General features: G+C 62.8%; 23 protein-coding genes and 3 tRNA genes. 14 read left to right on the plus strand and 12 right to left on the minus strand.

Annotation, left to right across the window (positions count from 1 at the left end):
• On the minus strand, positions 1–672 hold a 672-nt coding region (locus ACYPXD_RS24470), incomplete at its 3' end, for a DUF4136 domain-containing protein (RefSeq protein WP_459717140.1).
• Between the two features lie 339 nt (positions 673–1,011).
• Here ACYPXD_RS24470 and pepN point away from each other — a divergent pair.
• The 5 genes from pepN to ACYPXD_RS24495 all read left to right on the plus strand — a co-directional run bounded on the left by pepN (position 1,012) and on the right by ACYPXD_RS24495 (position 6,035).
• The gene (gene pepN, locus ACYPXD_RS24475) at positions 1,012–3,732 is read left to right on the plus strand and encodes an aminopeptidase N (protein ID WP_459717142.1); all 2,721 of its coding nucleotides are present in this window, start codon (positions 1,012–1,014) and stop codon (positions 3,730–3,732) included.
• Positions 3,733–3,948: 216 nt separating this feature from the next.
• Positions 3,949–4,230, plus strand: coding sequence for a type II toxin-antitoxin system RelE/ParE family toxin (locus ACYPXD_RS24480; protein ID WP_459718482.1), 282 nt, complete (start codon positions 3,949–3,951; stop codon positions 4,228–4,230).
• 17 nt (positions 4,231–4,247) lie between these two features.
• A complete protein-coding gene (locus ACYPXD_RS24485; protein WP_459717144.1) occupies positions 4,248–4,703 on the plus strand; it encodes a HigA family addiction module antitoxin in 456 nt (151 codons plus the stop codon).
• Between the two features lie 185 nt (positions 4,704–4,888).
• Positions 4,889–5,905 carry a class 1 fructose-bisphosphatase gene (locus ACYPXD_RS24490; protein WP_459717146.1) on the plus strand — a complete coding sequence of 339 codons (1,017 nt, stop codon included), beginning with the start codon at positions 4,889–4,891 and terminating at the stop codon, positions 5,903–5,905.
• A gap of 54 nt (positions 5,906–5,959) precedes the next feature.
• Positions 5,960–6,035, plus strand: a tRNA-Thr gene (locus ACYPXD_RS24495).
• 67 nt (positions 6,036–6,102) lie between these two features.
• Here ACYPXD_RS24495 and ACYPXD_RS24500 read toward each other — a convergent pair.
• The 3 genes from ACYPXD_RS24500 to ACYPXD_RS24510 all read right to left on the minus strand — a co-directional run bounded on the left by ACYPXD_RS24500 (position 6,103) and on the right by ACYPXD_RS24510 (position 8,700).
• Positions 6,103–6,591, minus strand: a complete 489-nt coding sequence (locus ACYPXD_RS24500; RefSeq protein WP_459717148.1) for a thioredoxin domain-containing protein — start codon at positions 6,589–6,591, stop codon at positions 6,103–6,105.
• Positions 6,588–7,895, minus strand: a complete 1,308-nt coding sequence (locus ACYPXD_RS24505; RefSeq protein WP_459717151.1) for a sialidase family protein — start codon at positions 7,893–7,895, stop codon at positions 6,588–6,590. Before ACYPXD_RS24505 ends, ACYPXD_RS24500 begins: the two co-directional genes overlap by 4 nt.
• 424 nt (positions 7,896–8,319) lie before the next feature.
• The gene (locus tag ACYPXD_RS24510) at positions 8,320–8,700 is read right to left on the minus strand and encodes a DUF2946 domain-containing protein (RefSeq protein ID WP_459717154.1); all 381 of its coding nucleotides are present in this window, start codon (positions 8,698–8,700) and stop codon (positions 8,320–8,322) included.
• Between the two features lie 284 nt (positions 8,701–8,984).
• Between ACYPXD_RS24510 and ACYPXD_RS24515 the strand changes: the two genes are divergently transcribed.
• Together ACYPXD_RS24515 and ACYPXD_RS24520 are read left to right on the plus strand one after the other, a co-directional pair.
• The gene (locus ACYPXD_RS24515) at positions 8,985–9,134 is read left to right on the plus strand and encodes a hypothetical protein (RefSeq protein WP_198039152.1); all 150 of its coding nucleotides are present in this window, start codon (positions 8,985–8,987) and stop codon (positions 9,132–9,134) included.
• Between the two features lie 152 nt (positions 9,135–9,286).
• On the plus strand, positions 9,287–9,859 hold the full coding sequence (locus ACYPXD_RS24520) for a chorismate mutase (protein ID WP_459718485.1): 573 nt from the start codon (positions 9,287–9,289) through the stop codon (positions 9,857–9,859).
• On the opposite strand, the gene ACYPXD_RS24525 is transcribed toward ACYPXD_RS24520, so the two are convergent.
• On the minus strand, positions 9,856–11,115 hold the full coding sequence (locus ACYPXD_RS24525; protein ID WP_459717158.1) for an exonuclease domain-containing protein: 1,260 nt from the start codon (positions 11,113–11,115) through the stop codon (positions 9,856–9,858). The two genes, ACYPXD_RS24520 and ACYPXD_RS24525, sit on opposite strands and share 4 nt — an antisense overlap.
• 328 nt (positions 11,116–11,443) lie before the next feature.
• Positions 11,444–11,647 carry a cold-shock protein gene (locus tag ACYPXD_RS24530; RefSeq protein WP_075158921.1) on the minus strand — a complete coding sequence of 68 codons (204 nt, stop codon included), beginning with the start codon at positions 11,645–11,647 and terminating at the stop codon, positions 11,444–11,446.
• Between the two features lie 324 nt (positions 11,648–11,971).
• Here ACYPXD_RS24530 and ACYPXD_RS24535 point away from each other — a divergent pair, with 324 nt between their 5' ends.
• Entirely contained in the window at positions 11,972–12,223 is a 252-nt protein-coding gene (locus tag ACYPXD_RS24535) for a hypothetical protein (RefSeq protein WP_459717161.1), read from the plus strand.
• Between the two features lie 539 nt (positions 12,224–12,762).
• Positions 12,763–13,905: a porin gene (locus ACYPXD_RS24540; RefSeq protein WP_459717163.1), complete on the plus strand. Its 1,143-nt coding sequence runs from the start codon at positions 12,763–12,765 to the stop codon at positions 13,903–13,905.
• Between the two features lie 139 nt (positions 13,906–14,044).
• Here the strand turns inward: ACYPXD_RS24540 and greB are convergent, their stop codons facing one another.
• Positions 14,045–14,617 (minus strand): transcription elongation factor GreB, encoded by a 573-nt coding sequence (gene greB, locus ACYPXD_RS24545; protein ID WP_459717165.1) that lies wholly within the window; start codon positions 14,615–14,617, stop codon positions 14,045–14,047.
• A gap of 176 nt (positions 14,618–14,793) precedes the next feature.
• Here greB and ACYPXD_RS24550 point away from each other — a divergent pair.
• A tRNA-Arg gene (locus ACYPXD_RS24550) sits at positions 14,794–14,870 on the plus strand.
• Positions 14,871–14,976: 106 nt separating this feature from the next.
• A tRNA-Arg gene (locus tag ACYPXD_RS24555) sits at positions 14,977–15,053 on the plus strand.
• Between the two features lie 56 nt (positions 15,054–15,109).
• Here the strand turns inward: ACYPXD_RS24555 and ACYPXD_RS24560 are convergent.
• The 5 genes from ACYPXD_RS24560 to ACYPXD_RS24580 form a co-directional block, all read right to left on the minus strand.
• A complete protein-coding gene (locus tag ACYPXD_RS24560) occupies positions 15,110–15,628 on the minus strand; it encodes a phage protein NinX family protein (RefSeq protein WP_459717167.1) in 519 nt (172 codons plus the stop codon).
• 65 nt (positions 15,629–15,693) lie between these two features.
• Positions 15,694–18,084: a RelA/SpoT family protein gene (locus ACYPXD_RS24565; RefSeq protein WP_459717170.1), complete on the minus strand. Its 2,391-nt coding sequence runs from the start codon at positions 18,082–18,084 to the stop codon at positions 15,694–15,696.
• A 108-nt stretch (positions 18,085–18,192) separates the two neighbouring features.
• Entirely contained in the window at positions 18,193–18,396 is a 204-nt protein-coding gene (gene rpoZ, locus ACYPXD_RS24570; protein WP_006025620.1) for a DNA-directed RNA polymerase subunit omega, read from the minus strand.
• A 61-nt stretch (positions 18,397–18,457) separates the two neighbouring features.
• Positions 18,458–19,141, minus strand: coding sequence for a guanylate kinase (gene gmk, locus ACYPXD_RS24575; RefSeq protein ID WP_459717176.1), 684 nt, complete (start codon positions 19,139–19,141; stop codon positions 18,458–18,460).
• Positions 19,142–19,223: 82 nt separating this feature from the next.
• Positions 19,224–20,147, minus strand: a complete 924-nt coding sequence (locus tag ACYPXD_RS24580; protein ID WP_459717178.1) for a YicC/YloC family endoribonuclease — start codon at positions 20,145–20,147, stop codon at positions 19,224–19,226.
• Positions 20,148–20,388: 241 nt separating this feature from the next.
• Here ACYPXD_RS24580 and rph point away from each other — a divergent pair, with 241 nt between their 5' ends.
• Genes rph through hemW form a run of 3 tightly spaced genes read left to right on the plus strand, consistent with a single transcriptional unit; the run spans position 20,389 to position 22,986 of the window.
• Positions 20,389–21,129 (plus strand): ribonuclease PH, encoded by a 741-nt coding sequence (rph, locus tag ACYPXD_RS24585; protein WP_459717180.1) that lies wholly within the window; start codon positions 20,389–20,391, stop codon positions 21,127–21,129.
• On the plus strand, positions 21,122–21,769 hold the full coding sequence (rdgB, locus tag ACYPXD_RS24590) for an RdgB/HAM1 family non-canonical purine NTP pyrophosphatase (protein ID WP_459717184.1): 648 nt from the start codon (positions 21,122–21,124) through the stop codon (positions 21,767–21,769). The genes rph and rdgB overlap by 8 nt, the downstream gene beginning before the upstream one ends.
• Complete coding sequence (gene hemW, locus ACYPXD_RS24595) at positions 21,766–22,986, plus strand: radical SAM family heme chaperone HemW (RefSeq protein WP_459717186.1); 1,221 nt, start codon at positions 21,766–21,768, stop codon at positions 22,984–22,986. The genes rdgB and hemW overlap by 4 nt, the downstream gene beginning before the upstream one ends.
• Positions 22,987–23,016 lie beyond the last annotated feature (30 nt).

Below are 23,016 nucleotides of genomic sequence, written 5' to 3' on the forward strand. Positions count from 1 at the left end.
TTCGTTCGGCGCGCCGCCTTGCCCATCGACCGGCAGCTTCACCGTGCGCACCACGCCGTTGCCGAGCGGGAAATCGGCCATCGCACTGCGCGCCAGATACGGCATCGCGTAGACGAGCGACGCTTCGTCGCCGGAACTGCGCGCGGTCACGTTATAGACTTCCTTGCCGCTCGTGCGATCGGTGATACGAATGCCGAGCGTGTGCGTAAACACCGGATAGCTCTGCGTCACATAACCGCCGCCATAAGGTCCCCATGGCCCCCACGGACCCCATGGCCCACCGCCCCAACCGTACGGCCGGCCCCAGTAGTACGGACCCGGCCACGGGTCGTAGTAATAAGCCGGCGACGAAGACACCGCCATATCCGAGCGCGTTCCGTACGCGATGGCAACGAGATAATGCGCCCTGTCCTGATCGACCTGCGTGAACGCATGTGTCGCCAGTTCGTTCGCGACCACCTGTTCGTACGTCGAGTCTTCGAGGCTGTTCGCTTGCGAAGTGGTGCGCTGGAATGCGTAGGTGCGCGTCGCGTCGCTGCCGCCGTCCCAGTTCGAGAACGCGGTGACCTGCGTCGTCACGTAGGACGTGCAGCCTGCCAGCAGCATCGCCATGGCGGCGAAGATCAGCCCGGCGTGGCGTACCCAGGGATGGGTTCTTCGATCGAGCTTCATCGTATTTCCTTTCTTTCGCTGTCGTTGCCCGCCGCGCACGCCGCGCAGGCGGCCCTGATAATACGCTGACCCTGCCATCGCGCGAAAAGTTCGAGCGTCGCCAGCCTCGCGAGTCGCCTGTTCGTGCGGTGCCGACCATCTGACACAAGCCGTGCGCGAACCGGGCACCAGCGAGGCGCAAGGCCTGACAGAACCAGCCCGGAACCGGTCGGCAGGCCCGCGCCGGACGGCGGGCGCGCTCGCTGTGTCCAGCGTTTTACTTTGCTTTTAAAATGATCCGACCAGCCCGGTTCGCGCAAACGCGCAAACCGGCTTCGAGACTCTTATTTTCTACCGATCATGGCCGATACCGCTACGCCTTCCGTCATCCGCCGCGCCGATTACACGGCGCCTGCCTTTCTCATCGACACCGTCGCGCTCGAGTTCGATCTCGCGCCCGAACGCACGAGCATCAGAAACACGATGCGGGTGCGCCGCAATCCCGACGCCGCGCAGGCCACGCACCTCGAACTGATGGGCGAACAGCTCGAATTCGTGAGCGCCGCCATCGACGGCAAGCCGTATGGCGCGGTGCGCGTGCACGAGCATGGCCTGACCGTCGAGAATGTGCCCGACGCGTTCGAACTGACGCTCGCCGGCACCTGCAATCCGGCGGAAAACACGACGCTCTCCGGACTCTATGTATCGAGCGGCAACTTCTTCACGCAGTGCGAGGCGGAAGGCTTTCGCCGCATCACATGGTTTCTCGACCGTCCCGATGTGATGGCCACCTACACGGTCACGCTGCGTGCGGACAAGGACGCGTACCCGGTGCTGCTGTCGAACGGCAACCTGCTCGAACAGGGCGATCTGCCGGACGGCCGCCACTTCGCGCGCTGGGAAGATCCGTTCAGGAAACCGAGCTATCTGTTCGCGCTCGTCGCCGGCAAGCTCGTCGCGCTCGAGGAGCGCGTCACGACCGGTTCCGGCAAGGAAAAACTGCTGCAGGTCTGGGTCGAACCGCACGATCTCGACAAGACGCGGCACGCGATGGATTCGCTGATCCATTCGATTCGCTGGGACGAACGGCGCTTCGGCCTCGAACTCGATCTCGACCGCTTCATGATCGTCGCGGTCAGCGACTTCAACATGGGCGCGATGGAAAACAAAGGCCTCAACATCTTCAACACGAAGTACGTGCTCGCGAACCCGGAAACCGCGACCGATACCGACTTCGCGAATATCGAAGCGGTGGTTGGACATGAGTATTTCCACAACTGGACCGGCAACCGCGTGACTTGCCGCGACTGGTTCCAGCTAAGCCTGAAAGAAGGGTTGACCGTCTTTCGCGATCAGGAATTCTCGGCCGATATGGCGGCCGGCGCGCACCAGCAAAACGGCCGGAACGGCGGCGACGAAGCCGCGCGCGCGACGAAACGCATCGAGGACGTGCGCGTGCTGCGGCAGATGCAGTTCGCCGAAGACGCGGGCCCGATGGCACACCCGGTGCGGCCCGAGAGCTACGTCGAGATCAACAATTTCTACACGATGACCGTCTATGAGAAAGGCTCGGAAGTCGTGCGGATGTATCAGACGCTGTTCGGCCGCGACGGCTTCCGGCGCGGCATGGACCTGTACTTCAAGCGGCACGATGGACAGGCGGTCACCTGCGACGATTTCCGCATGGCGATGGCCGATGCGAACGGCCGCGACCTCGCGCAATTCGAGCGCTGGTACAGTCAGGCCGGCACGCCGCGCGTGTCGGTCTCCACCACCTACGATGCCGCGCAACGCCGCTACCGCGTGACGCTCAGGCAAGGTTACGGCGAGAGTTCGCAGGCCGCACACGAAACGCAGAAGGGTCCGCTGCTGATTCCGTTCGCAATCGGGCTGATCGGCGCGGACGGCAAGGATCTGCCGCTGCGTCTCGAAGGCGAAGCGCAGGCGGTTGCCGGAACCACGCGCGTGCTCGAATTCACCGGAAGCGAGCAGACCTTCACGTTCGTCGACGTTGCCGAAAAACCGCTGCCGTCGCTGCTGCGCAATTTCTCGGCGCCGGTCATCGTCGAATACGACTACAGCGGCGACGAACTCGCGTTCCTGCTTGCGCACGACAGCGATCCGTTCAACCGCTGGGAAGCCGGTCAGCGTCTCGCCACGCGCGAACTGCTGACGCTCGCCGACCACGCGGCAAACGGCACGCCGCTGCAGTTCGACGATGCGGTCGTCAGTGCATTCGCGCGCGTGCTGAACGACGAAACGCTGTCGCCGGCGTTCCGCGAGCTCGCGCTGATGTTGCCGTCCGAGGCTTACCTCGCCGAACAGATGGGCGAGTCGAACCCGGCTGCCGTGCACCGCGCGCGCCAGTTCGTGCGCCAGCGCCTCGCGAACGCGCTCAAGCGCGACTGGCTCGCCATCTACGAACGGCATCAGACGGCGGGCGCCTATCAGGCCACGCCTGAAGACTCGGGCCACCGCGGCCTGAAGAATCTCGCGCTTGCGTATCTCGCCGAACTCGACGATCCGGGCGATGCGGTGCGGCTTGCGTCCGCGCAGTATGCGTCGGCAAACAACATGACCGATCGCGCCGCCGCACTGTCCGCGCTGTTGACCGCGGCCGCGTCGGGTTCCGGCAATGGCGAGGCGCAGCATGCGCTCGACGATTTCTATCGACGCTTCGAAAAGGAGCCGCTCGTCATCGACAAGTGGTTCGCCTTGCAGGCGACGCAGCGCGGCACGCCGCAGCGGCCGGTCATCGATATCGTGCGCCGGCTCATGACGCATCCCGCGTTCAACCTGAAGAACCCGAATCGTGCGCGCTCGCTGATCTTCAGTTTCTGCGGCGCGAACCCCGCGCAGTTCCATGCGGAAGACGGCTCCGGCTACGCGTTCTGGGCCGAGCAGGTGATTGCGCTCGATGCGCTCAATCCGCAAGTCGCCGCGCGACTTGCTCGCACGCTCGAGTTATGGCGCCGCTTCACGCCCGCGTTGCGCGAGCAGATGCGCGGCGCGCTCGAAAAGGTCGCTGCGCAGGTGAAGTCGCGCGACGTACGCGAGATCGTCGAGAAAGCGCTCGGCTGACAGAGTCAGCGCATCTTCTGTAGTACGAAGCCGGCACACACGTTGCCGGCTTTTTTGTTTGCGCCGCCCGATCGTTGGTCATTCATTGATCATTCATTGATCATTCGCTGGCCATTCGCTGGCCATTCGGACGACTGTTCAGACTCGCGCGCACCCTTCAAAGTAAACGCACTCGGACAACACTTTACATTTAACGCCGTGCGTTATACCCTACCTATGATTTCAAGTTTTGGCGACAAGGCAACCGCGCTCGTTTTTTCGGGCGGCTTTGCCCGCACGCTGTCTGTTCACATTCAGTCAGTCGCGTATCGCAAACTGCAAATGCTCGACGCGGCAACCTCGCCCTCCGACCTGCTCGTGCCGCCCGGCAATCGGCTCGAAGCGTTGCAGGGCGAACGCAGCGGCCAGTGGAGCATCCGCATCAACGGGCAATGGCGCATCTGCTTTTACTTCTCCGGAGGCGAAGCGCTAAACGTCGAAATCGTCAACTACCAGTGATTCAAAGGGAGGCCTGTATGGTCATCAAACGTTCCGAACTCGCAAGCATGGACTTCTCGGATATCGCGACCGGCGAGCGGATCACCGCGGTCCATCCTGGCGAAGTCCTGCGCGCGGAGTTTCTCGATCCGCGCGGCATGTCGGTCAACGCGCTCGCCCTTGCGCTGCGTGTACCGGCACCGCGCATCAACGATGTCGTGCGCGGCAAGCGCGCGGTATCGCCGGAAACGGCCTTGCGTCTTGCGCGCTATTTCGGCACCAGCGCGCTCTTCTGGATGAACCTGCAGATCGCGTACGATCTGCGCGTCACCACGGCGGAGTCCGGCGCGCAGATCGAGCGCGAAGTCGAGCCGCTGCCGCCGCGCGAGCGCCCGAAGCCGCCGAAAACGCAGGCCGCCAACGCGCGCGCCGCCGCGCTTGCGGCGAGCGCATCCCGGCGCGTCGGCACTGGCGCGGCTTCCCGTAAGGCCTGACTGCACAACTGACCATGTCACCGCGCTTGTCACCGCGCCTGCAAGCGCGCTTGCAACCGCGCTTGCAACCGCATTGCCCTCTCATTTCCCACTGCAGCGCCACGGCTTTCACATTTTCTTTATGCGGAATCCGGCAGGCGAGCGGGTAAAATCGATGCATTCCTGAGCCTCCCCGGAGCACTGCAATGTCACTGCCACGTCGCACCACTCTCACGAAGTACCTGATCGAGCAGCAACGCGAATACAACAACCTGCCCGCGGATCTGCGTCTATTGATCGAAGTCGTTGCACGCGCGTGCAAGGCGATCAGCTATCACGTCAGCAAAGGCGCGCTCGGCGATGCGCTCGGCACCGCCGGCAGCGAAAACGTGCAAGGCGAAGTGCAGAAAAAGCTCGACATCCTGTCGAACGAAATTCTGCTCGAAGCAAACGAATGGGGCGGCAATCTCGCCGGTATGGCCTCCGAGGAAATGGAGCAGTTTTTCCCCATTCCGGCCAACTACCCGCGCGGCGAATATCTGCTCGTGTTCGATCCGCTCGACGGCTCGTCGAATATCGACGTCAACGTGTCGATCGGCACGATCTTCTCGGTGCTGCGCTGTCCCGACGGCCAGCAGCCCACCGAAAAGTCCTTCCTGCAGCCGGGCACGCAGCAGGTCGCGGCCGGCTATGCCGTGTACGGCCCGCAAACGGTGCTCGTGCTGACCACCGGCAACGGCGTGAACTGCTTTACGCTCGATCGCGAACTGGGCTCGTGGGTACTCACGCAAAGCGATATGCGCATTCCGGTCGACACACGCGAATATGCAATCAACGCGTCGAACGCGCGCCACTGGCATGAGCCGGTGCAGCAGTATGTCGACGAATTGAACGCCGGCAAGGACGGCCCGCGCCAGGCGGACTTCAATATGCGCTGGATCGCGTCGATGGTGGCGGACGTGCATCGCATTCTGAGCCGCGGCGGCATCTTCATGTATCCGGCTGACAAACGTACGCCCGATCGGCCAGGCAAGCTGCGACTCATGTACGAGGCGAATCCGATGTCGTTTATCGTCGAGCAGGCCGGTGGCGCGGCGACGAATGGCGAGCAACGTATTCTCGACATCACGCCGAAGCATCTGCATGAACGCGTCGCGGTGTTCCTCGGCTCGAAGAACGAAGTCGACCGCGTGACCCGTTACCATCTGGAAAGAAAAAAATAAGTGCGGGGCTTGCCAAGCCGATAAAGAAGTCCCTATAATCGCGGTTCTCCTGATGCCGGAATAGCTCAGACGGTAGAGCAGCGCATTCGTAATGCGAAGGTCGGGGGTTCGATTCCTCTTTCCGGCACCAACAAGAATTAGCATGGTTCAAGCATAGAGCCCGGTCATTTGGCCGGGCTTTTTGCTTTCCGAACGTGCTACTGCCCGCGCCACTGATCCAGCACCCGAGGCGCCAGCAATCCGCTATGCGATTGCCGCGTACCGCGCGCGTCGATCAGCACCGTGCGCGGCAATTCACCGCGCCAGTCCGGATCGAGGGCACGGCGCAACTTCTCCGGTATCGCTTCCGCATTCGCGTATTGCGCGACCTGCGGCGGCAGCTGCATCGTTGCCAGTGCTTGCGCGAGCGCCGCGGCATTGTCATCGAGCGAATCCATCGCGATCATCGTCACACGCACGTCACGATGCTTCTGCTGCCATTGCGCAATCCGCGCAACGTTCTCGCGGCAATAGCTGCAATCGAGCGACCAGATCTCGACGATTTGCGCCTTGCCCGTTTCAGCGGCAAGCACGCGGGCAACATCGGCCGCCACGAGCGGTTGCAGCTCCACTGCTGCCGCGCGCGCCGGCGGAACGCCAAGCGCGAAAAACAGCAGCGCCGCCATCAACACGATCAACCGTTTCATTTACTTTCCCCGTCTGCAGGCATCAGCATGTAGCCGTCGCTCTGCGTGCGCCACGACAGATAGACGCGCCCCGCGTCTTCGAGCAGTTGCGGGTTGTCGCTGCCGCCCGCCGTTTGCGCGAGCGTGCGCGGCGCGCTCCAGTGCTGGCCTTCGTCATCGGAGCGGCGTACCTGAATGCGCATCGTGTCGCCGTTGAAGTCTTTCCATGCGAGCCACAGCGTGCCGCCGTTTTCGAGCAGCGCCGCGTGCGATGCCTGTTCGTCCTTGCCCGCCCCGCCGAACGCCCACGGTGTGCCGAGCGGCTTGCCGTCGGCCGAGAGCCGCGAATAGTAGACATCGGCCCGTCCGTCGACGACGCTGAACCACGCCATATGACGCACGCCGTCGCGCGCAATCGCGAGCGCCGGGCCATGCTCGGGGCACGCTTCGACATGCCAGTTCGAAAACGTCGCGCGCACAGGCGCGACCGGTTGGTCGGCGTCCACAGGCAATACGGCGAGCGCGTGATCGCGAATCTGGCCGGGGAACACGTCGCGCCACATCGCCTGCACGCGGCCTTGGTTGTCGAGCGCAAGCGCGATCTTGCAGCACTCGCACGTGTGGTCGGCGATCTTGCGCTCCGGCGCGAACGACTCGCCGCCGTCGCGCGACACCGCGTAGTAAATAGCGAGGCCGTCATACGGCTTGCCGTCGCGCTTCGCCGCCGCCTTGTCGCGCCGGTCGATCCACGCGACGAAGACGCGCCCCTGCCTGTCGACGATCAGCGAATCGAAACGATGCGTGATCGCCTGGCGGTCGCGATGCACGGTGACGGGCACGGTCCATGTCGCGCCGCCATCGGTCGAGCGCGAGAAGCGGACCATGCCCGTGTACGGCTGATCGAGCGGCATCGACCATGTCACGTAGACGGTGCGCGCGTCGGGGCTCGTCGCGATCTTCGGGCGATTCTCGGCGCTCGTATAGACCGGTTCCGGCATCGCATTGACGATCACCGGCGCAGACAGCGTACGACCACGATCGTCGGTGTGTGCGACGACCACATGTTCCCCTTCCACCCACGCGACCCACAGCCGGTGCCTCGCGTCGAACGCGGCGCCGGTGGCAAGCGGCGTCTTCGCGGCCTTGGTCCCCGGCGCGCTGGGCGCCGTCGGGCCGCCGCCTGACATATCCATATGCATCATCATCTGCGCGCCGTCGTCGTCGGCGGCGGCGGCGCTCGCCGGCGTATGCGCCTCCGCGAATGCCGGCGCGCAGAGCATCAAGCACACGGCGAGCGTCGCGAATGTTTTGTTCAAAACGTCCATTTGAGTTCTCCATGGATCGGCGGCGCGAACGCAGTCCGCACGATCGTGTAATTGCTGCCGCTCGATCTCGCGTGACCGGTATAAACGGCATGACCTTGCGCCGGCGCGGCGGATACACGTCGCTCGAATCGGGCAGATTCGATAGCAGCACGCCGTTCGCGCGGACGACGTCGCGCGCTTTGCGGCACGCTGAAGTCGCGCGTCAGAAGGACGGAATGGCTGTCGCCGGTGAAGCGTTTACGTATCGGAAGGTGCGGTGCGGCTGCAGCGCGTTTTCAGTCGCGACGAACCCGGCGGGTGCGTGTCGAACGCGGCCCTCATGCCGACGAGTCCCCGCGTCTGTGCGGCCGTCAACGAACTGTCCGAATCCGCCGTTATGGTGATAGGAGACGGTGCGCTGCAAGCCGGCAAGCGATTGACTGCTTCAGATCAGCTCTTCAGGTGGGGCGCGAGGCTGGGCGGCGCGAACGCTGCGGCGCACCAGTACGGTTGGCGGTTCGAACGTTCGCACGGGTACGAATGTGCGCACCGAACCGGAAATGGCGGGAAGGCTTGCACCGAGAGCGAAGTTCGCGGCGAAGCCAGGGCAGTACACGCAGTGCGCAACGACGGGACGTGTCTTCGACAGGTCGTCGTTGTCAGCGCCGATGCCGATGACGGCATGCTGCGCGCCGGCTGCGTGACAGAGTTCGACCGGGATCGGACCGCGCGCGCCGGCGACACGCGCATAGCCGATGACCGGCGACAGTACGTTGAGTACCACCGCCAACCACACGAGGCCGATCCAGTGTGTCGAACGTTTCATCGCTACCCGGCAAAAGTGAGCGCGCAGTATAGCAAGGGCGCGAGCAGCGAGTGTTTGAAGTGGACCCGAAGTGGATCTGAAGTTGAACTGGACCTGAAGTGGTCTCGAAGTGGTCCCGAGGAAGTATTAAGGACAATCGATAAATTCTATTCACGCATCTTCAACGGCGGAACCAGTGTGCCGATAAAGCAACAGCAATGTGCCGAAACGCTGGTTTTCTGGTCGACCGCACTGGTGGCAAACGGGGACTGAGGCAGATAATCGATTCGTAAAGGAGAGAGTTCATGGACACGAAACCGCCGAAGATTCCGACCCCCGACAAGGTATTGAGTCCGGATCCGGAACCTGCGGGCGTCGAGTTTCTCGGGGCAGAATTGCCGGAGCACGTGCGGGCGTTTTTCGACGAACAACGCAAGTCGTGCGAACCGAAGTAACGACGAACGGGGACATCGCAACCGGTGATGCCGCGCTGAAGCGCTCGCGGGTGAGGCTGCACGCCTTCGATATCGCTCGATTTTTCGCACGTGGACGTCGGCGAGCGACCGCGTGGCGCATCGCTGCGCCCGGAGCTGCCGGCACGCTCCGCATACTGGGCGCGCTCGCGGTCGGATTCGCTTTGGCGCTCGCGCCTGCTGCGGCCCGCGCCGATTCCGACGACACTTCGCTTACGAATCTGATTTCACTCGTCTCGCAGCGGCTCGCGCTGGCCGAACCCGTCGCGCACTGGAAGTGGCTCAACCACCGCCCGATCACCGACGAACGCCGCGAAGCCGCACTGCTCGCCGATGTCTCGAAGCGCGCGCAGACGGCGGGCGTCGACGCCGAATTCGCCCGCGAATTCTTCCAGGATCAGATCGACGCGAGCAAGGACATCCAGAACGCACTGTTCGAGCAGTGGCGCAAACTGCGGCCGCCCGAAGGACCGGCGCCCGATCTGGCGACGCGCACGCGGCCCCAACTGGACCGCCTCACACAGTCGATGATCGCCGCACTCGCTCGTGTGCAGGCGCTTCGCGCGACGCCCGATTGCCCGACGCGGGTTGCGCAGGGCGTCGCCAACTGGAAATCGCTCACGCGTTATGACGCGGCGCAAACGGAAGCGCTCAACCGGGCGCTTGGGCATGTCTGCGAGTCGGGCGGGGTAGGTGCGACGGGCTAGTCTGCGTTCGCGGCAGCGGACGTGGGCTCGCTCGTCAGCGGCTCCGTGGACCGCCCGGACAGATCGGGCGGCTGGGCCGGCTCCGGCGAGCGCGACACCTGCGGTGACGGCGAGAACTTGACCGGCATTACACGCAGACCGCGCTCCAGATGAGTCTGCAGGATCCGATACGTCGACAGTTCGAACCGGCGCGGCGTCTCCCCGGCAAGCAGCGCGTGGGCATCCGATGCCGACAGCGCATGTCCCAGATAGCACCAGCGGTCCACCACATGAAACGCGGGCGGCCCTTCTGCGGCGTGTTTGCCGCTCAACCCGCGCTCTTCGAAGACAATCGCGCCGTCGAACGGCCATGGCGCGTCGCTCGGATCGCTCCTCGACGTGCGCGGCAGCCGGTTGTGACTCGGGCGCAGCGCGGCGATCGATTGCGCTTCGGCGAGTAGCGCGCCCAGTTCGCCGCCCGTGGCGCGCCAGTCGACGCGCCGCACCAGCTGCGCGAGCCGCATGTCCTTCGACGAGCGCCGTTCGCCGGTCAGATGCGCGCGAATCCGCTGACGGACCCGCACGCTGCGCCCCACGAAGAGCGGGACATCGTTTTCGCCGTAAAACATATAGATGCCGCAGCCTGCCGGCGCCGCATCGAGCGAATCTTCGGTGAGATCGCCGACGAGCCGGTAGCGCCGCATCGTGCGGTCGATCTGCGCACGCAGGGCGTCAAGCGGCACGAGCGCGTGCAGGCGTTGCCAGAACTGCCAGAGCAAATCCGCGTCGGCCAGCGCACGGTGCCTGTCCGACGGCACGAGCGCATGCCGCTCGACGAGCGCGTCGAGCCCATGTCGCTTCTCGGCCGGGAACAGCGCGCGCGACAGGCGTACCGTGCACAGCACATCAGGATTGAACGCGAGCCCGACGCGAGCGAATTCGCTGCGCAGGAAACCACGATCGAAGCTGGCGTTGTGCGCGACGAACAGCTTGCCGTCGAGCCGCGCAAAAAGTTCGGGCGCGATCGCCTCGAAGGTCGGCGCGCCGCGCACCATCGCGTCGGTGATGCCGGTCAGCTGCTGGATAAAAGGCGGAATCGGCTGCTGCGGGTCGACCAGCGTGCTCCAGCGCGAAGGGCCATGCGGGCCGATTTCGACGACGCCGACTTCGGTAATCCGATGCACACCGGTCGAGCCGCCGGTTGTTTCGAGATCGACAAACGCGATCGGCACATCGAGCGCGGCCGGCGCCGGCGCCGCGAGGAACGCTTCAGACATGAATAGGAACAGGTTTAAGGTGCGATGAGATGCAACGGGTCCGCCCAAGTATGCACTATCACGCGTGCGGCCTGCCCGAAAGTTTCACCCCCCGCAGCCCTGCGGCGCGGCATCCGATTTCATGCGGATTGATTCAAATCGTTTATGCGCAGCGCGTCTGAATCATCGATTTATTCTTTTGAGATAAATCCGATAATCGTCGGAGAATTGGGGCAATCCATCAGATGCGTTCAAATTGAATATCGACGGATAATCGTTTCTGGCCACACAAACAAAAGCCCTCGCCAATGCGAGGGCTTGCGTCAGGCGTCGAGACTCTACGATACCGTTACAGCGGCTGGATGTTCGCAGCCTGCTTGCCCTTCGGGCCGGTCTTGACGTCGAAAGAGACACGCTGGTTCTCTTTCAGCGACTTGAACCCCTCCGCGCGGATTTCGGAGAAGTGAGCGAAGAGATCGTCGCCACCCGCATCAGAAGTGATAAAACCAAAGCCCTTAGCATCGTTGAACCATTTGACGACACCGGTTTCCATATCCATTTCCTCGAATTTGTTTTGAGACGACAGTTCAATTCACCGATTCGATATCGGCTCGGCATTTATACGTGCTAATGCAGTGAATCGTCAAGCAGTGGTTTACCTGTGTCCGATTATCGTGCGACAAATGCGCGCCGCACGCGTGAATTTCTTTTAAATAGAAGAATAAGTGATAACGGCGTTTTTACCGCTATCAGCGCGGGGCAAGAAAATTATGCCGACATGTAACAAAACGTGAGTTTTCGTAAGTGTTTTTACGGGTTGTTCGGCCTCGAACCGCATTACATGATGGTTCACAGCAGTAGATTGAGGGAGGTTGCCATGTTGCTTTCTTTTATCCGCCGCATCACGGCCTGTTTCGCCGCGCCGCTCACCGACCAATCCGAAAAATTCAAGGCTCAAAGCCTGCTGACGGCGGCGCCCGCCGCCCTGCCGTTCGATCCCGTCTGGCACGGCGATCACTGGCAGAACCTGCTGTCTTCCCCGATGGACGCGCGACATTACGTGATGGAAGATTGGAGCGTCACGCCCGGACCGGAATGGGCAGCGGCCACGGTTACGAGGCGTGCGTAGCGAAATGATTAGATGCCCGAAGGGATGGAGTGGGCAAAAAAAGGCGCGACGGTAAAGTCGCGCTGACAAAGTTTGGAGATCTTTTTCGTCAACGAAAAAGTCTGCTTCTGAAAGCAGAAAATTCAGTATAGCGCCCTCCTTAATCAGGATCAGCCGCGCGGTCCACAAACAATCATTTCGAGTTCGGCAATAATCAGATGTTTGCGGAAATTTTTGTTGTTTTTCTGCATCATTTGACGTCGCAATTAAACAACGCAACGTCGCCGACACACGCCCCAGGGTCATCCCGAATGCGTGTAAGCCCTTTGCCAGTAAGGCTGCACAGCCCCCAATCGATCATTTCCCATCTCGTAATACATTATTGCAGAAACTGGAACGGTCACGCGGCGATCAGCATCTCTACACTTTGCCTACCGGAAAACGAACGCGCCCTGGTCAGCGCGTTTTTGCGCGAACTCCGCCTCTCGCAGCGCCTCGCGTGAAGGGTTTTCTCAAAAGCCTGGGTTTCCAAAACCCATCCTGTTCTCGGAGTTACAAAGATGAAAAAGACACTCATGGTCGCCGCCCTGTCGGGCGTGTTTGCTACTGCGGCTCACGCGCAGAGCAGCGTTACGTTGTACGGCTTGATCGACGCCGGCATCACCTATACCAATAGCCAGCACGGTGCGAGCAACGTTCAGGAAACGTCGGGCTCGATCAACGGCAGCCGTTGGGGCCTGCGCGGTGCTGAAGATCTCGGTGGCGGTCTGAAGGCCATCTTCACGTTGGAAAACGGCTTCGGCATCAACGACGGCACGCTCAAGCAAAATAGCCGTCTGTTCGGCCGTCAAGCGTTCGTCGGTCTCGCGAGCGACCAGTTCGGCGCCGTCACCCTTGGCCGTCAATATGACAGCATGGTCGACTTCGTCGCCCCGCTGGCTCTGACGGGTACGCAGTACGGCGGTACGCAGTTCGCCCACCCGTTCGACAACGACAACCTGAACAACTCGTTCCGCGTGAACAACTCGGTGAAGTACACGAGCGTGAACTACGCGGGCTTCAAGTTCGGCGCGTTGTACGGCTTCTCGAACCAGGCTGACGGCTTCGCGAACAACCGCGTGTACAGCGCGGGTGCATCGTACAGCTTCGCTGGCTTCAACGTCGGCGCGGGCTACTTGCAGGTCAACAACAACGCTGGCGCGATCAACACCGCGACGACCAACGCGAGCGGTGCAATCGCGGGCGACAACACGTTCTTCGCTTCGCGCCAGCAAACGTGGGGCGCCGGTGGAAACTACACGCTCGGACCGGCAACGTTCGGCCTCGTGTACACGCAAACCAACCTGCAAGATCTGGCCGGCTTCGGTTCGGGTGCCGGTGGCCAGCCGTCGCTCGGCGCTCCGAACAGCGCTCACTTCCAGAACTTCGAAGCGAACGCGCGTTACGCTCTGACGCCGGCTCTGAGCATCGCCGGTTCGTACACGTACACGAAGGCGAGCCTCGCGGCGACGAACCCGCACTTCAACCAGGTCAACCTGCAAACGGACTACGCGCTGTCGAAGCGTACGGACGTGTACCTGCAGGCTGAATACGTGACCACGAACGACAACGCGATCGTTCACCCGGTCATCAACGGTATCGGCGCGGCTTCCTCGACGAACAACCAGGTTGCTGTGACCGGCGGTATCCGTCACCGCTTCTAAGACAAGCGTTCAAGAATAAAGCAGTATCCGCAGTATTGAAGGCGCCGCTTGCGGCGCCTTTTTTTTGTTGCCGCTCCCATTGTTGCGCGTTGTTTGCCCCGAATTTGCCCCGAGTTTGCCTCCGGGCAAAGCCCCGCTATTACGCGGCCTCTTCCTCCGCAGACGGATACTGCACGTCGAGCACATCGATCGGCTCCGGGCCGGCAGGCGTATGCAACGTGACCTGATCGCCGATTTTCGCCTTCAGTAGCGCGCGAGCAATCGGCGAAATCCAGCTGACATGCCCGTGGTCCAGATCGACCTCGTCGATACCGACGATTTTCACGGTATGCGCTTCGCCGTCGCCGGTCGCATATTCGACGGTCGCGCCAAAGAACACCTGATCGGTGTTCTCCTGCCTGCTGCTATTGACCACTTCCGCCAGGTCGAGGCGTTTGGTCAGAAAGCGGATGCGCCGGTCGATTTCCCTTAAGCGACGCTTGCCGTAGATATAGTCGCCGTTTTCCGAGCGGTCGCCATTCGACGCCGCCCACGATACGAGCTTCACGACTTCGGGACGCTCTTCATCGATCAGGTGCAGCAGTTCCGTACGCAGCCGGCGATGGCCTGCCGGCGTGATGTAGTTTTTCGCTCCCGCGGGAACGTCCGGTTGAGCGACGTCGAGATCGTCGTCGCTGTCGTCGCTCGATTCTTTAACAAAAGCCTTGTTCATGATGATCTGCCAATACTGGTCCATACAGCCGAAACCATACAGCCCAACCATTAACCGTTAACGCGCAAACGCCGTCCGGATGCCCCGATATCAAGCCTACACGATCGCCGCGGCGGGACAGATCGCCATTGCTGCTTCCCTTTTCTGCCAGCTTTGCTATAATCCCGTTTCTGCGTGCGGCTGTAGCTCAGTTGGATAGAGTACTTGGCTACGAACCAAGGGGTCGTGGGTTCGAATCCTGCCAGCCGCGCCACTTATTCGAGGGCCTTCCTCCGGGAAGGCCCTTTCATTTAATCCGGCGGCATCACCTACCCGGTCGATATGCTGGTCTCAACAAGGTAAGCAGTACCGTCTTGCGTGCGGCTGTAGCTCAGTTGGATAGAGTACTTGGCTACGAACCAAGGGGTCGTGGGTTCGAATCCTGCCAGCCGCGCCATCTTCAAAGGGCCTTCCGTACGGAAGGCCCTTTTTGTTTCAGGCCATCCTGTTCCGTCACATGCGCGGGACCGACTTGATATCGCCGATCCGTCCATCAGGCACCGGCGGATCTTCCACGACGTTCATCGCCGTCTGCTCGCCGACCGGCTCCGCTCGCGCGCCAAACAGCGCTTGCGACTGCCTCAGCACGTCGTCGACGGTGACGCCGAAGCGGCTCGCCACAAACGCCCTTAGCAACGCAATGCGCAATGACTCGCCGCGCCCTTCAGTGGCGCGCTCGCTGTTGCGGCCGCCCGCGTCGTCGCGCTCTGCATCGAATTCCGCCACACAATGCACGGCGCCGTTGCGCAGGCGCTCGCGCACGTCGATCCGCCGTACGCGCTCAAGCACAACCGAAGCGGCATCCCATGACGTCGATGGCGTGAAGCGGCCGTCCCACGGCCGCCCGCGATCATTGCCGCGAATCGACACGGTGCGGCCGCTGTCGGTGAAGTGAATTTCGCGCACAAAGTCATGCAGACTGCGCGCCACCCAGTAGTCGAGCGCCAGGCCGGTCAGGTCCGCTACCTTCATTGGATTCGCTCCCGATAACACACGCATGCCTCACCGAAATGCAGCAAGGTGCGCGCCCGAAGGGCTCAATAATCGGCGCGCTCGCGATCGATCCGCATACCGCCATCGTGACGATGATGGCCGCCGTCTTCGCTCGGCCGTTCGCGCGCGATGCGCATGACATCGGGGTTGGTCCGCACGCGCCGCATCACATTCGCGAGGTGGACGCGGTCGCTGACCTGAATGACGAAGCGCAGCACCGTCGATTCCTGCGACTGATCTTCATCCATCGCGATATGGACGATATTGGCGTCAGCCGACGTGATATCCGCGGCGACGCGCGCAAACACACCCTTGGTGTTCTTCACGAGCACCTTGACCGCGACGTCGAACAGGCGCCCCGGCTGCGGCGCCCACGCGACGTCGATCCAGCGGCCCGGATCGCGCCGGTGGATGCGCTGGGCGACGCGGCAGTCGGTGGTGTGAATCGCCATACCGAGGCCGATGCCGATATAGCCCATGATGTTGTCGCCGGGAATCGGCCGGCAGCACGCGGAGAGCTGCACCGACATCCCTTCGGTACCCGTAATGACGACGGGCGGCGCGTTCGACGTCGCGCCATGCTCGCCGCGCGAATGATGACCGTCTTCGTCGCCGTCGTGGCCGCTCATCAGCACTTCGATGCGCTTGGCCATGACGGCGGCGACGCGCCGGCCCAAGCCGATATCGGCGAAGATTTCCTGACGGTTCTTGTTGCCGGTCCACTGCACGAGCTTTTCCCACGCCTCGGGCGTGACATCGGCAAGCGACAGCCCATAGCCCTTCAACGACTGATCGACGAGCCGCTCGCCCAGCTGCACGGACTCGTTCAGACGCATCGTCTTCAGATAGTGGCGAATCGCGGTGCGCGCCTTGCCGGTACGCACGAAACCGAGCCACGCGGGGTTCGGCTTCGAATACGGTGCGGTAATCACCTCGACGATGTCGCCGCTCTTCAGCTCCGTGCGCAGCGGCAGCAGTTCATTGTTGATCTTCACCGCGACGCATTGATTGCCGAGATCGCTGTGAATCGAATACGCGAAGTCGAGCGCGGTCGCGCCGCGCGGCAGCGCCATGATCTTCGACTTCGGCGTGAACACATAGACCGCATCCGGGAACAGATCGATCTTCACGTGCTCGAGGAATTCGCTCGAATCGCCGACTTCGCTCTGAATGTCGAGCAGCGACTTCAACCACTGATGCGCGCGCTTCTGCACATCGTTGAGGTCGGCGCCGCCGTTCTTGTACAACCAGTGCGCAGCGACGCCCGCCTCGGCGATCTCATGCATCTTGCGCGTGCGCACCTGGAATTCGATCGGCGCGCCGAACGGTCCGACCAGCGTGGTATGCAGCGACTGATAGCCGTTGACCTTCGGAATCGCGATGTAGTCCTTGAACTTTCCCGGCACCGGCTTATAGAGCGCATGCAGCGCGCCGATGCACGTATAGCACTCGAGCGGATTTTCGACGACGACACGAAAACCGTACACATCGAGCACCTGCGAGAACGACAGCTGCTTGTCGCGCATCTTCTTGTAGATGCTGAAGATGGTTTTCTCGCGACCCGTCACTTCCGCATCGAGCTTCGCATCGCAGAGCGCGCGCTGCACCGATTCGAGAATCTTGCCGACCACTTCGCGCCGGTTGCCGCGCGCCGCCTTCACGGCTTTCTCGAGCGTCGCGTACCGATGCGGGTTGAAATTCGCGAAGCTCAGGTCCTGCAACTCGCGATACGTATTGTTCAAGCCGAGCCGATGCGCGATCGGCGCGTAGATATCGAGCGTTTCGCGTGCCACGCGCCGACGCTTTTCCGGCGGCACGGCGCCGAGCGTGCGCATGTTGTGCAGCCGGTCCGCGAGCTTGACGAGAATCACGCGCACATCGCGCGCCATCGCGAGCAGCATCTTGCGGAAGTTCTCCGCCTGCGCTTCCTCGCGATTGCGAAACTCCATCTTGTCCAGCTTCGACAACCCGTCGACGAGTTCCGCGACCTTCGCGCCGAAGCGTTCGGCGAGTTCGGCCTTGGTCACGCCCTGGTCTTCCATCACGTCGTGCAGGAGCGCAGCCATGATCGACTGCGCGTCGAGCTTCCAGCCGGCGCAGATTTCCGCGACCGCAACCGGATGCGTGATGTAGGGTTCGCCGCTTTGACGGTATTGCCCGAGGTGGGCTTCGTCGCTGAAGTGAAACGCCGCCTTGACCGCCTTGATGTCTTCCGGCGACAGATAAGCCGAAAGCGCGGCGGTCAGCTTGGCGATCGAGACGACGTCGTGCCGGCGCGGCTGCTCCGGCGTGGCGGTCGGCCCGAACAGATGGCGAAACGATTGTTCGAGGACCGCATCGATGTACTTGCGTGCGGACGAAGGCGCTTCGGCATCGTGTCCGTCATCCGCGTGGGATGCGACGTCCGACATGGAGGACGAGGGGTTCGAGCTCATGTCCGCCTCCTGACCGGGTTAATTGACGCCGAGCGAAACGAGCAACCCGCCAATCCGCACGCGTGGGTTCAAGTTACATGACGTTCGACGATGAATGAAGGCGCCTGTTTAAACCGGCACCTTCTTCAGCATTTCGACGCCGACCTGGCCGGCCGCGATTTCGCGCAACGCGACGACGGTGGGCTTGTCGCGGCTTTCGATCTTCGGCGTGTGGCCTTGTGCGAGCTGACGCGCGCGGTAGGTTGCGGCAAGCGCCAGCTCGAAACGATTCGGGATCTGTTTCAGACAGTCTTCGACGGTAATGCGGGCCATGTTGAAAATTCCTTCTCTGGTTGTTGCTTATTCTACCTTATGTGTTCGAACCAACGTCCGGTCAGCCCGCATGCGGCAGGTGGATGCCGAGTTGCACGAAGAGGTTCGTATGCCGCGCGTACTGCGATGCGAATCGCAGCCGCGTCGCGGCCACGAGGCATTGCAGATCGGCCAGCGCGCGATCGAAATTCTCGTTGATCACGACATATTCCGCTTCGGCCGCATGCGCCATCTCGCCGCCCGCCGCGAGCAGCCGCCGCGTGATGACGTTCGGCTCGTCCTGGCCGCGCTTCTTGAGGCGATCTTCGAGCGCCTCGAGCGACGGCGGCAGAATGAAAATCTCAACGGCGTTGTGAAACTGACGCTTCACCTGCTGCGCGCCTTGCCAGTCGATTTCAAGCAGCACGTCGTGGCCGATCGTCATCTGCTCTTCGATCCAGAGCCGCGAGGTCGCGTAATAGTTGCCGTGCACTTCGGCGCTTTCGAGAAACTCGCCCGCCGCATGGCGCGCGAGAAAGTCTTCGACGCTTGTGAAGTGATAGTGCTCGCCGTCCTGCTCTTTCGGACGCGGCGCGCGCGTCGTGTACGAAATCGACAGACGGATCGCCGGGTCGCGCGCGAGCAGCGCATTGACGAGCGTCGACTTGCCCGCGCCGGACGGTGCGACAACCATGAACAGGTTGCCCGGATAAGCGCGCGCATAGGGACTGCGCGGCGCGCTGCTTTCACGTGTGTGGTCGGTCATACCCGTAGCTCCTGCGTTTAACCCACTTCGCTTATTAACCCGCTTTTTTGATGTGCTCGCCGATCGGTGCGAAACCGTCTGCTTACTCCAGATTCTGCACCTGCTCGCGCATCTGCTCGATCAGCAGCTTCAACGTCATCGACGAGTCGGCGAGTTCCTTCGCCGCGGCCTTCGAACCGAGCGTATTCGCTTCGCGGTTCAGCTCCTGCATCATGAAGTCGAGGCGCTTGCCGACCTTGCCGCCCTTCTGGATGACGTGCCGCGTTTCGTTCAGATGCGCGGTGAGGCGCGACAGCTCTTCGGCGATATCGATGCGAATGCCGTACATCGTCACTTCCTGGCGAATCCGCTCGGCGATTTCCTCGCGCGAGACGATGGTCGCCGCCGTATCGGGCGCGGCGATGCCCAGCGCTTCCTGCAGACGCTCGACGATTTTCTGCTGATGCTTCGCAATCAGTTCCGGCACGAGTGGCGTGATTTTCGCCACGATCGACTCCATTTCGGTAACGTTCGCGAGCAGCATCGTCGCAAGCTGCGCGCCTTCGCGCGCACGCACGTCGATCAGCTCGGCAATCGCCTGTTTGCCGCATCCGAGCACCGCGTCGCGCAGCACATCGGGCGATACGCCGCTTTCGGCGAGCACCCCGGGCCAGCGCAGAATTTCGCCGGTGCGCAGGCGCCCGGCTTGCGGAAAGGCGTCGAGCACCGCGCGTTCCAGTCCGGCCAGCTGGTCGAGCGCATCGCGATTGAGCGCGCCCGCGTTGGCGGTCGCCTCGCTGCGCTGCAGATTGACGCGAATATCGACCTTGCCGCGCGAGAGCTTCGTCATCAGCATTTCGCGCAGCGTCGGCTCGCAGACACGCACGTCTTCGGGCATCCGGAAGTTCAGATCGAGGAAGCGCGAGTTCACCGTGCGCAACTCGACGGACACGCTGACGCCGCCATTGCCGGTAATCGCGGCGAGTTCGCGCGTGGCGCTCGCATAGCCAGTCATGCTGTAGATCATCGTTCGTCTCGCGAAGGGGGCGTGCGGCCATGCGCACCGCCCGGGATGCGGGTCGCCCGGCGTGTACGAGACGCGGGGCGGGGAACGCGCATTATCCCATTTTTGGCGAAAGAGCCCGCTGGACGCGCCTGAGCGGCCAGTCGGGCGATCGGCGCTAGAATCGGAGTTTGCCGGGCGCCCTCTTTTCCCGAAGCCGCCCGAGCGTGCCGATCCCTCCCACCCCTTCCCGACGACGACCACGATGAACGACACCACGACCCGCCCGAGCGGCCGCCGCGCCGATGAGCTGCGCAAGGTGCGCATCACGCGCCACTACACGAAGCATGCCGAAGGCTCCGTCCTGATCGAATTCGGCGACACGAAGGTGATCTGCACCGCCAGCATCGCCGAGCAGGTGCCGGCGTTTCTGCGCGATCGCGGCCAGGGCTGGCTGACTGCGGAATACGGCATGCTGCCTCGCGCGACGCATACGCGCAGCGACCGCGAAGCGGCGCGTGGCAAGCAGACGGGCCGCACGCAGGAAATCCAGCGCCTGATCGGCCGCGCGCTGCGCTCCGTGTTCGACCTCGAGCGGCTCGGCCCGCGCACGCTGCATATCGACTGCGACGTGATCCAGGCGGACGGCGGCACGCGCACCGCGAGCATCACGGGCGCGTTCGTCGCGGCGCACGACGCGGTGGCGAAGCTGCTCGCGACGGGCCGCATCGAGCAGTCGCCGATTACCGACTACGTCGCGGCGATTTCGGTCGGCGTCTTCGACGGCCTGCCGGTGCTCGATCTCGACTACGACGAAGACTCGCAGTGCGATACGGACATGAATGTCGTGATGACGGGCGACGGCGGCTTCGTCGAGATCCAGGGCACGGCGGAAGGCGAACCGTTTTCGCGCGACGAAATGAACGCACTGCTCGATCTCGCGCAAAGCGGTATCGAAACGCTGATCGCGAAGCAGAAGGAAGCCCTGGAGATTGCCGGTGAATGATCGTCGGAACGCCGATGGCGGCGCAGCGGTGAAGCCGTCGCCCGGCAAAGCGGTGCTTGCATCGAACAACGCGGGCAAGCTGCGCGAATTCGCGGCGCTGCTCGATGCGGCCGGTATCGAACTGATCGCGCAAGGCACGCTCAATGTGCCTGAAGCGGAGGAACCGCATCCGACGTTCGTCGAAAACGCGCTTGCCAAGGCGCGCCATGCGGCGAAGCTGACCGGCCTGGCGGCGCTCGCCGACGATTCCGGCCTGTGCGTGCGCGCGTTGCGCGGCGCACCCGGTGTCTATTCGGCGCGCTATGCGCAGCTCGCCGGCGGCGAGAAAAGCGACGCGGCAAACAATGCGCGCCTCGTGGCGCAACTCGCCAACGTGACGGACCGCCGCGCGTATTACTTCTGCGTGCTGGTGCTCGTGCGCGCCGCCGACGACCCCGAGCCGCTGATTGCCGAAGGCCGCTGGCACGGAGAGATCATCGACGCGCCGCGCGGCGCGCACGGCTTTGGCTACGATCCGCACTTCTTCATTCCGGCGCTGAACGCGACGGCCGCCGAACTCGAGCCGTCGGTGAAAAACGCGACGAGCCATCGCGCGATTGCGTTGCAGCAGTTGCTGGCGCGGCTCGAGGAGGACGCGTGAGCGCCAGTGCGGCATCGACCGGCGGCCGCGTGATCCAGGCATTCAGCGCGCCGGGCGGCATTCGCCTGACGTCGCTGCCACCGCTTGCGCTTTACGTGCACTTTCCGTGGTGCGTGCGCAAGTGCCCGTACTGCGACTTCAATTCGCACGAATGGAAAGGCGAGCGCTTTCCGGAAAACGATTATCTCGATGCGCTGCGCGCCGACCTCGAACACGCGCTCCCGCTCGTCTGGGGCCGCCAGGTGCATACGGTGTTTATCGGCGGCGGCACACCGAGCCTGCTGTCGGCGCCGGGACTCGACCGGTTGCTGTCGGACGTGCGCGCGCTGCTGCCGCTCGACGCCGATGCCGAGATCACACTCGAAGCGAATCCCGGCACATTCGAAACGGCAAAGTTCGCGCAGTTTCGCGCGAGCGGCGTGAACCGGTTGTCCGTAGGCATCCAGAGTTTCAATGAAACGCATCTGAAGGCGCTCGGCCGGATTCACGATGCGGCGCAAGCGCGTCATGCGGTCGACGTCGCCGCGCACACGTTCGACAATTTCAATCTCGATCTGATGTTCGCGCTGCCGCAGCAAACGCTCACCGAATGCCGGGCCGATGTCGAAACGGCACTGTCGTATGCGCCGCCGCATCTGTCGCTGTATCACCTGACGCTCGAACCGAACACGCTGTTCGCGAAGTTTCCGCCGCCGCTGCCGGACGACGACGCGTCGGCCGACATGCAGGACTGGATTCACGAGCGTACGGCCGCCGCGGGCTACGAACGCTACGAGGTGTCCGCGTATGCGAAGCCGCACCGGCAGAGCAAGCACAATCTGAACTACTGGCGCTTTGGCGACTATCTCGGCATCGGCGCGGGCGCGCATACGAAGCTGTCGTTCCCGAACCGGATCCTGCGGCAGATGCGCTACAAGCATCCGTCGACGTTTATCGACGAGGCGAAAGCCGGCCATGCGGTACAGGAAGAACACGAGGTCGGCCCGCGCGACTTGCCGTTCGAGTTCATGCTCAACGCGCTGCGGCTAGTCGAAGGCTTTCCGGTGCATCGCTTTATCGAGCGCACGGGCTTGCCGATGACTTCGATCGAACCGGCGCTGCAGGAAGCGGAACGACGCAAACTGATCACGCGCGACTATGAAAAGATCGCGCCGACGCCGCTCGGTCAGGCCTTTCTGAATGATTTGCAAGCGTTGTTTCTTAAAGAATCGCAATAAGCGAGTGACGTTCTGAGGCGGGGCCGCCGT

Source organism: Paraburkholderia sp. 2C, assembly GCF_054589215.1.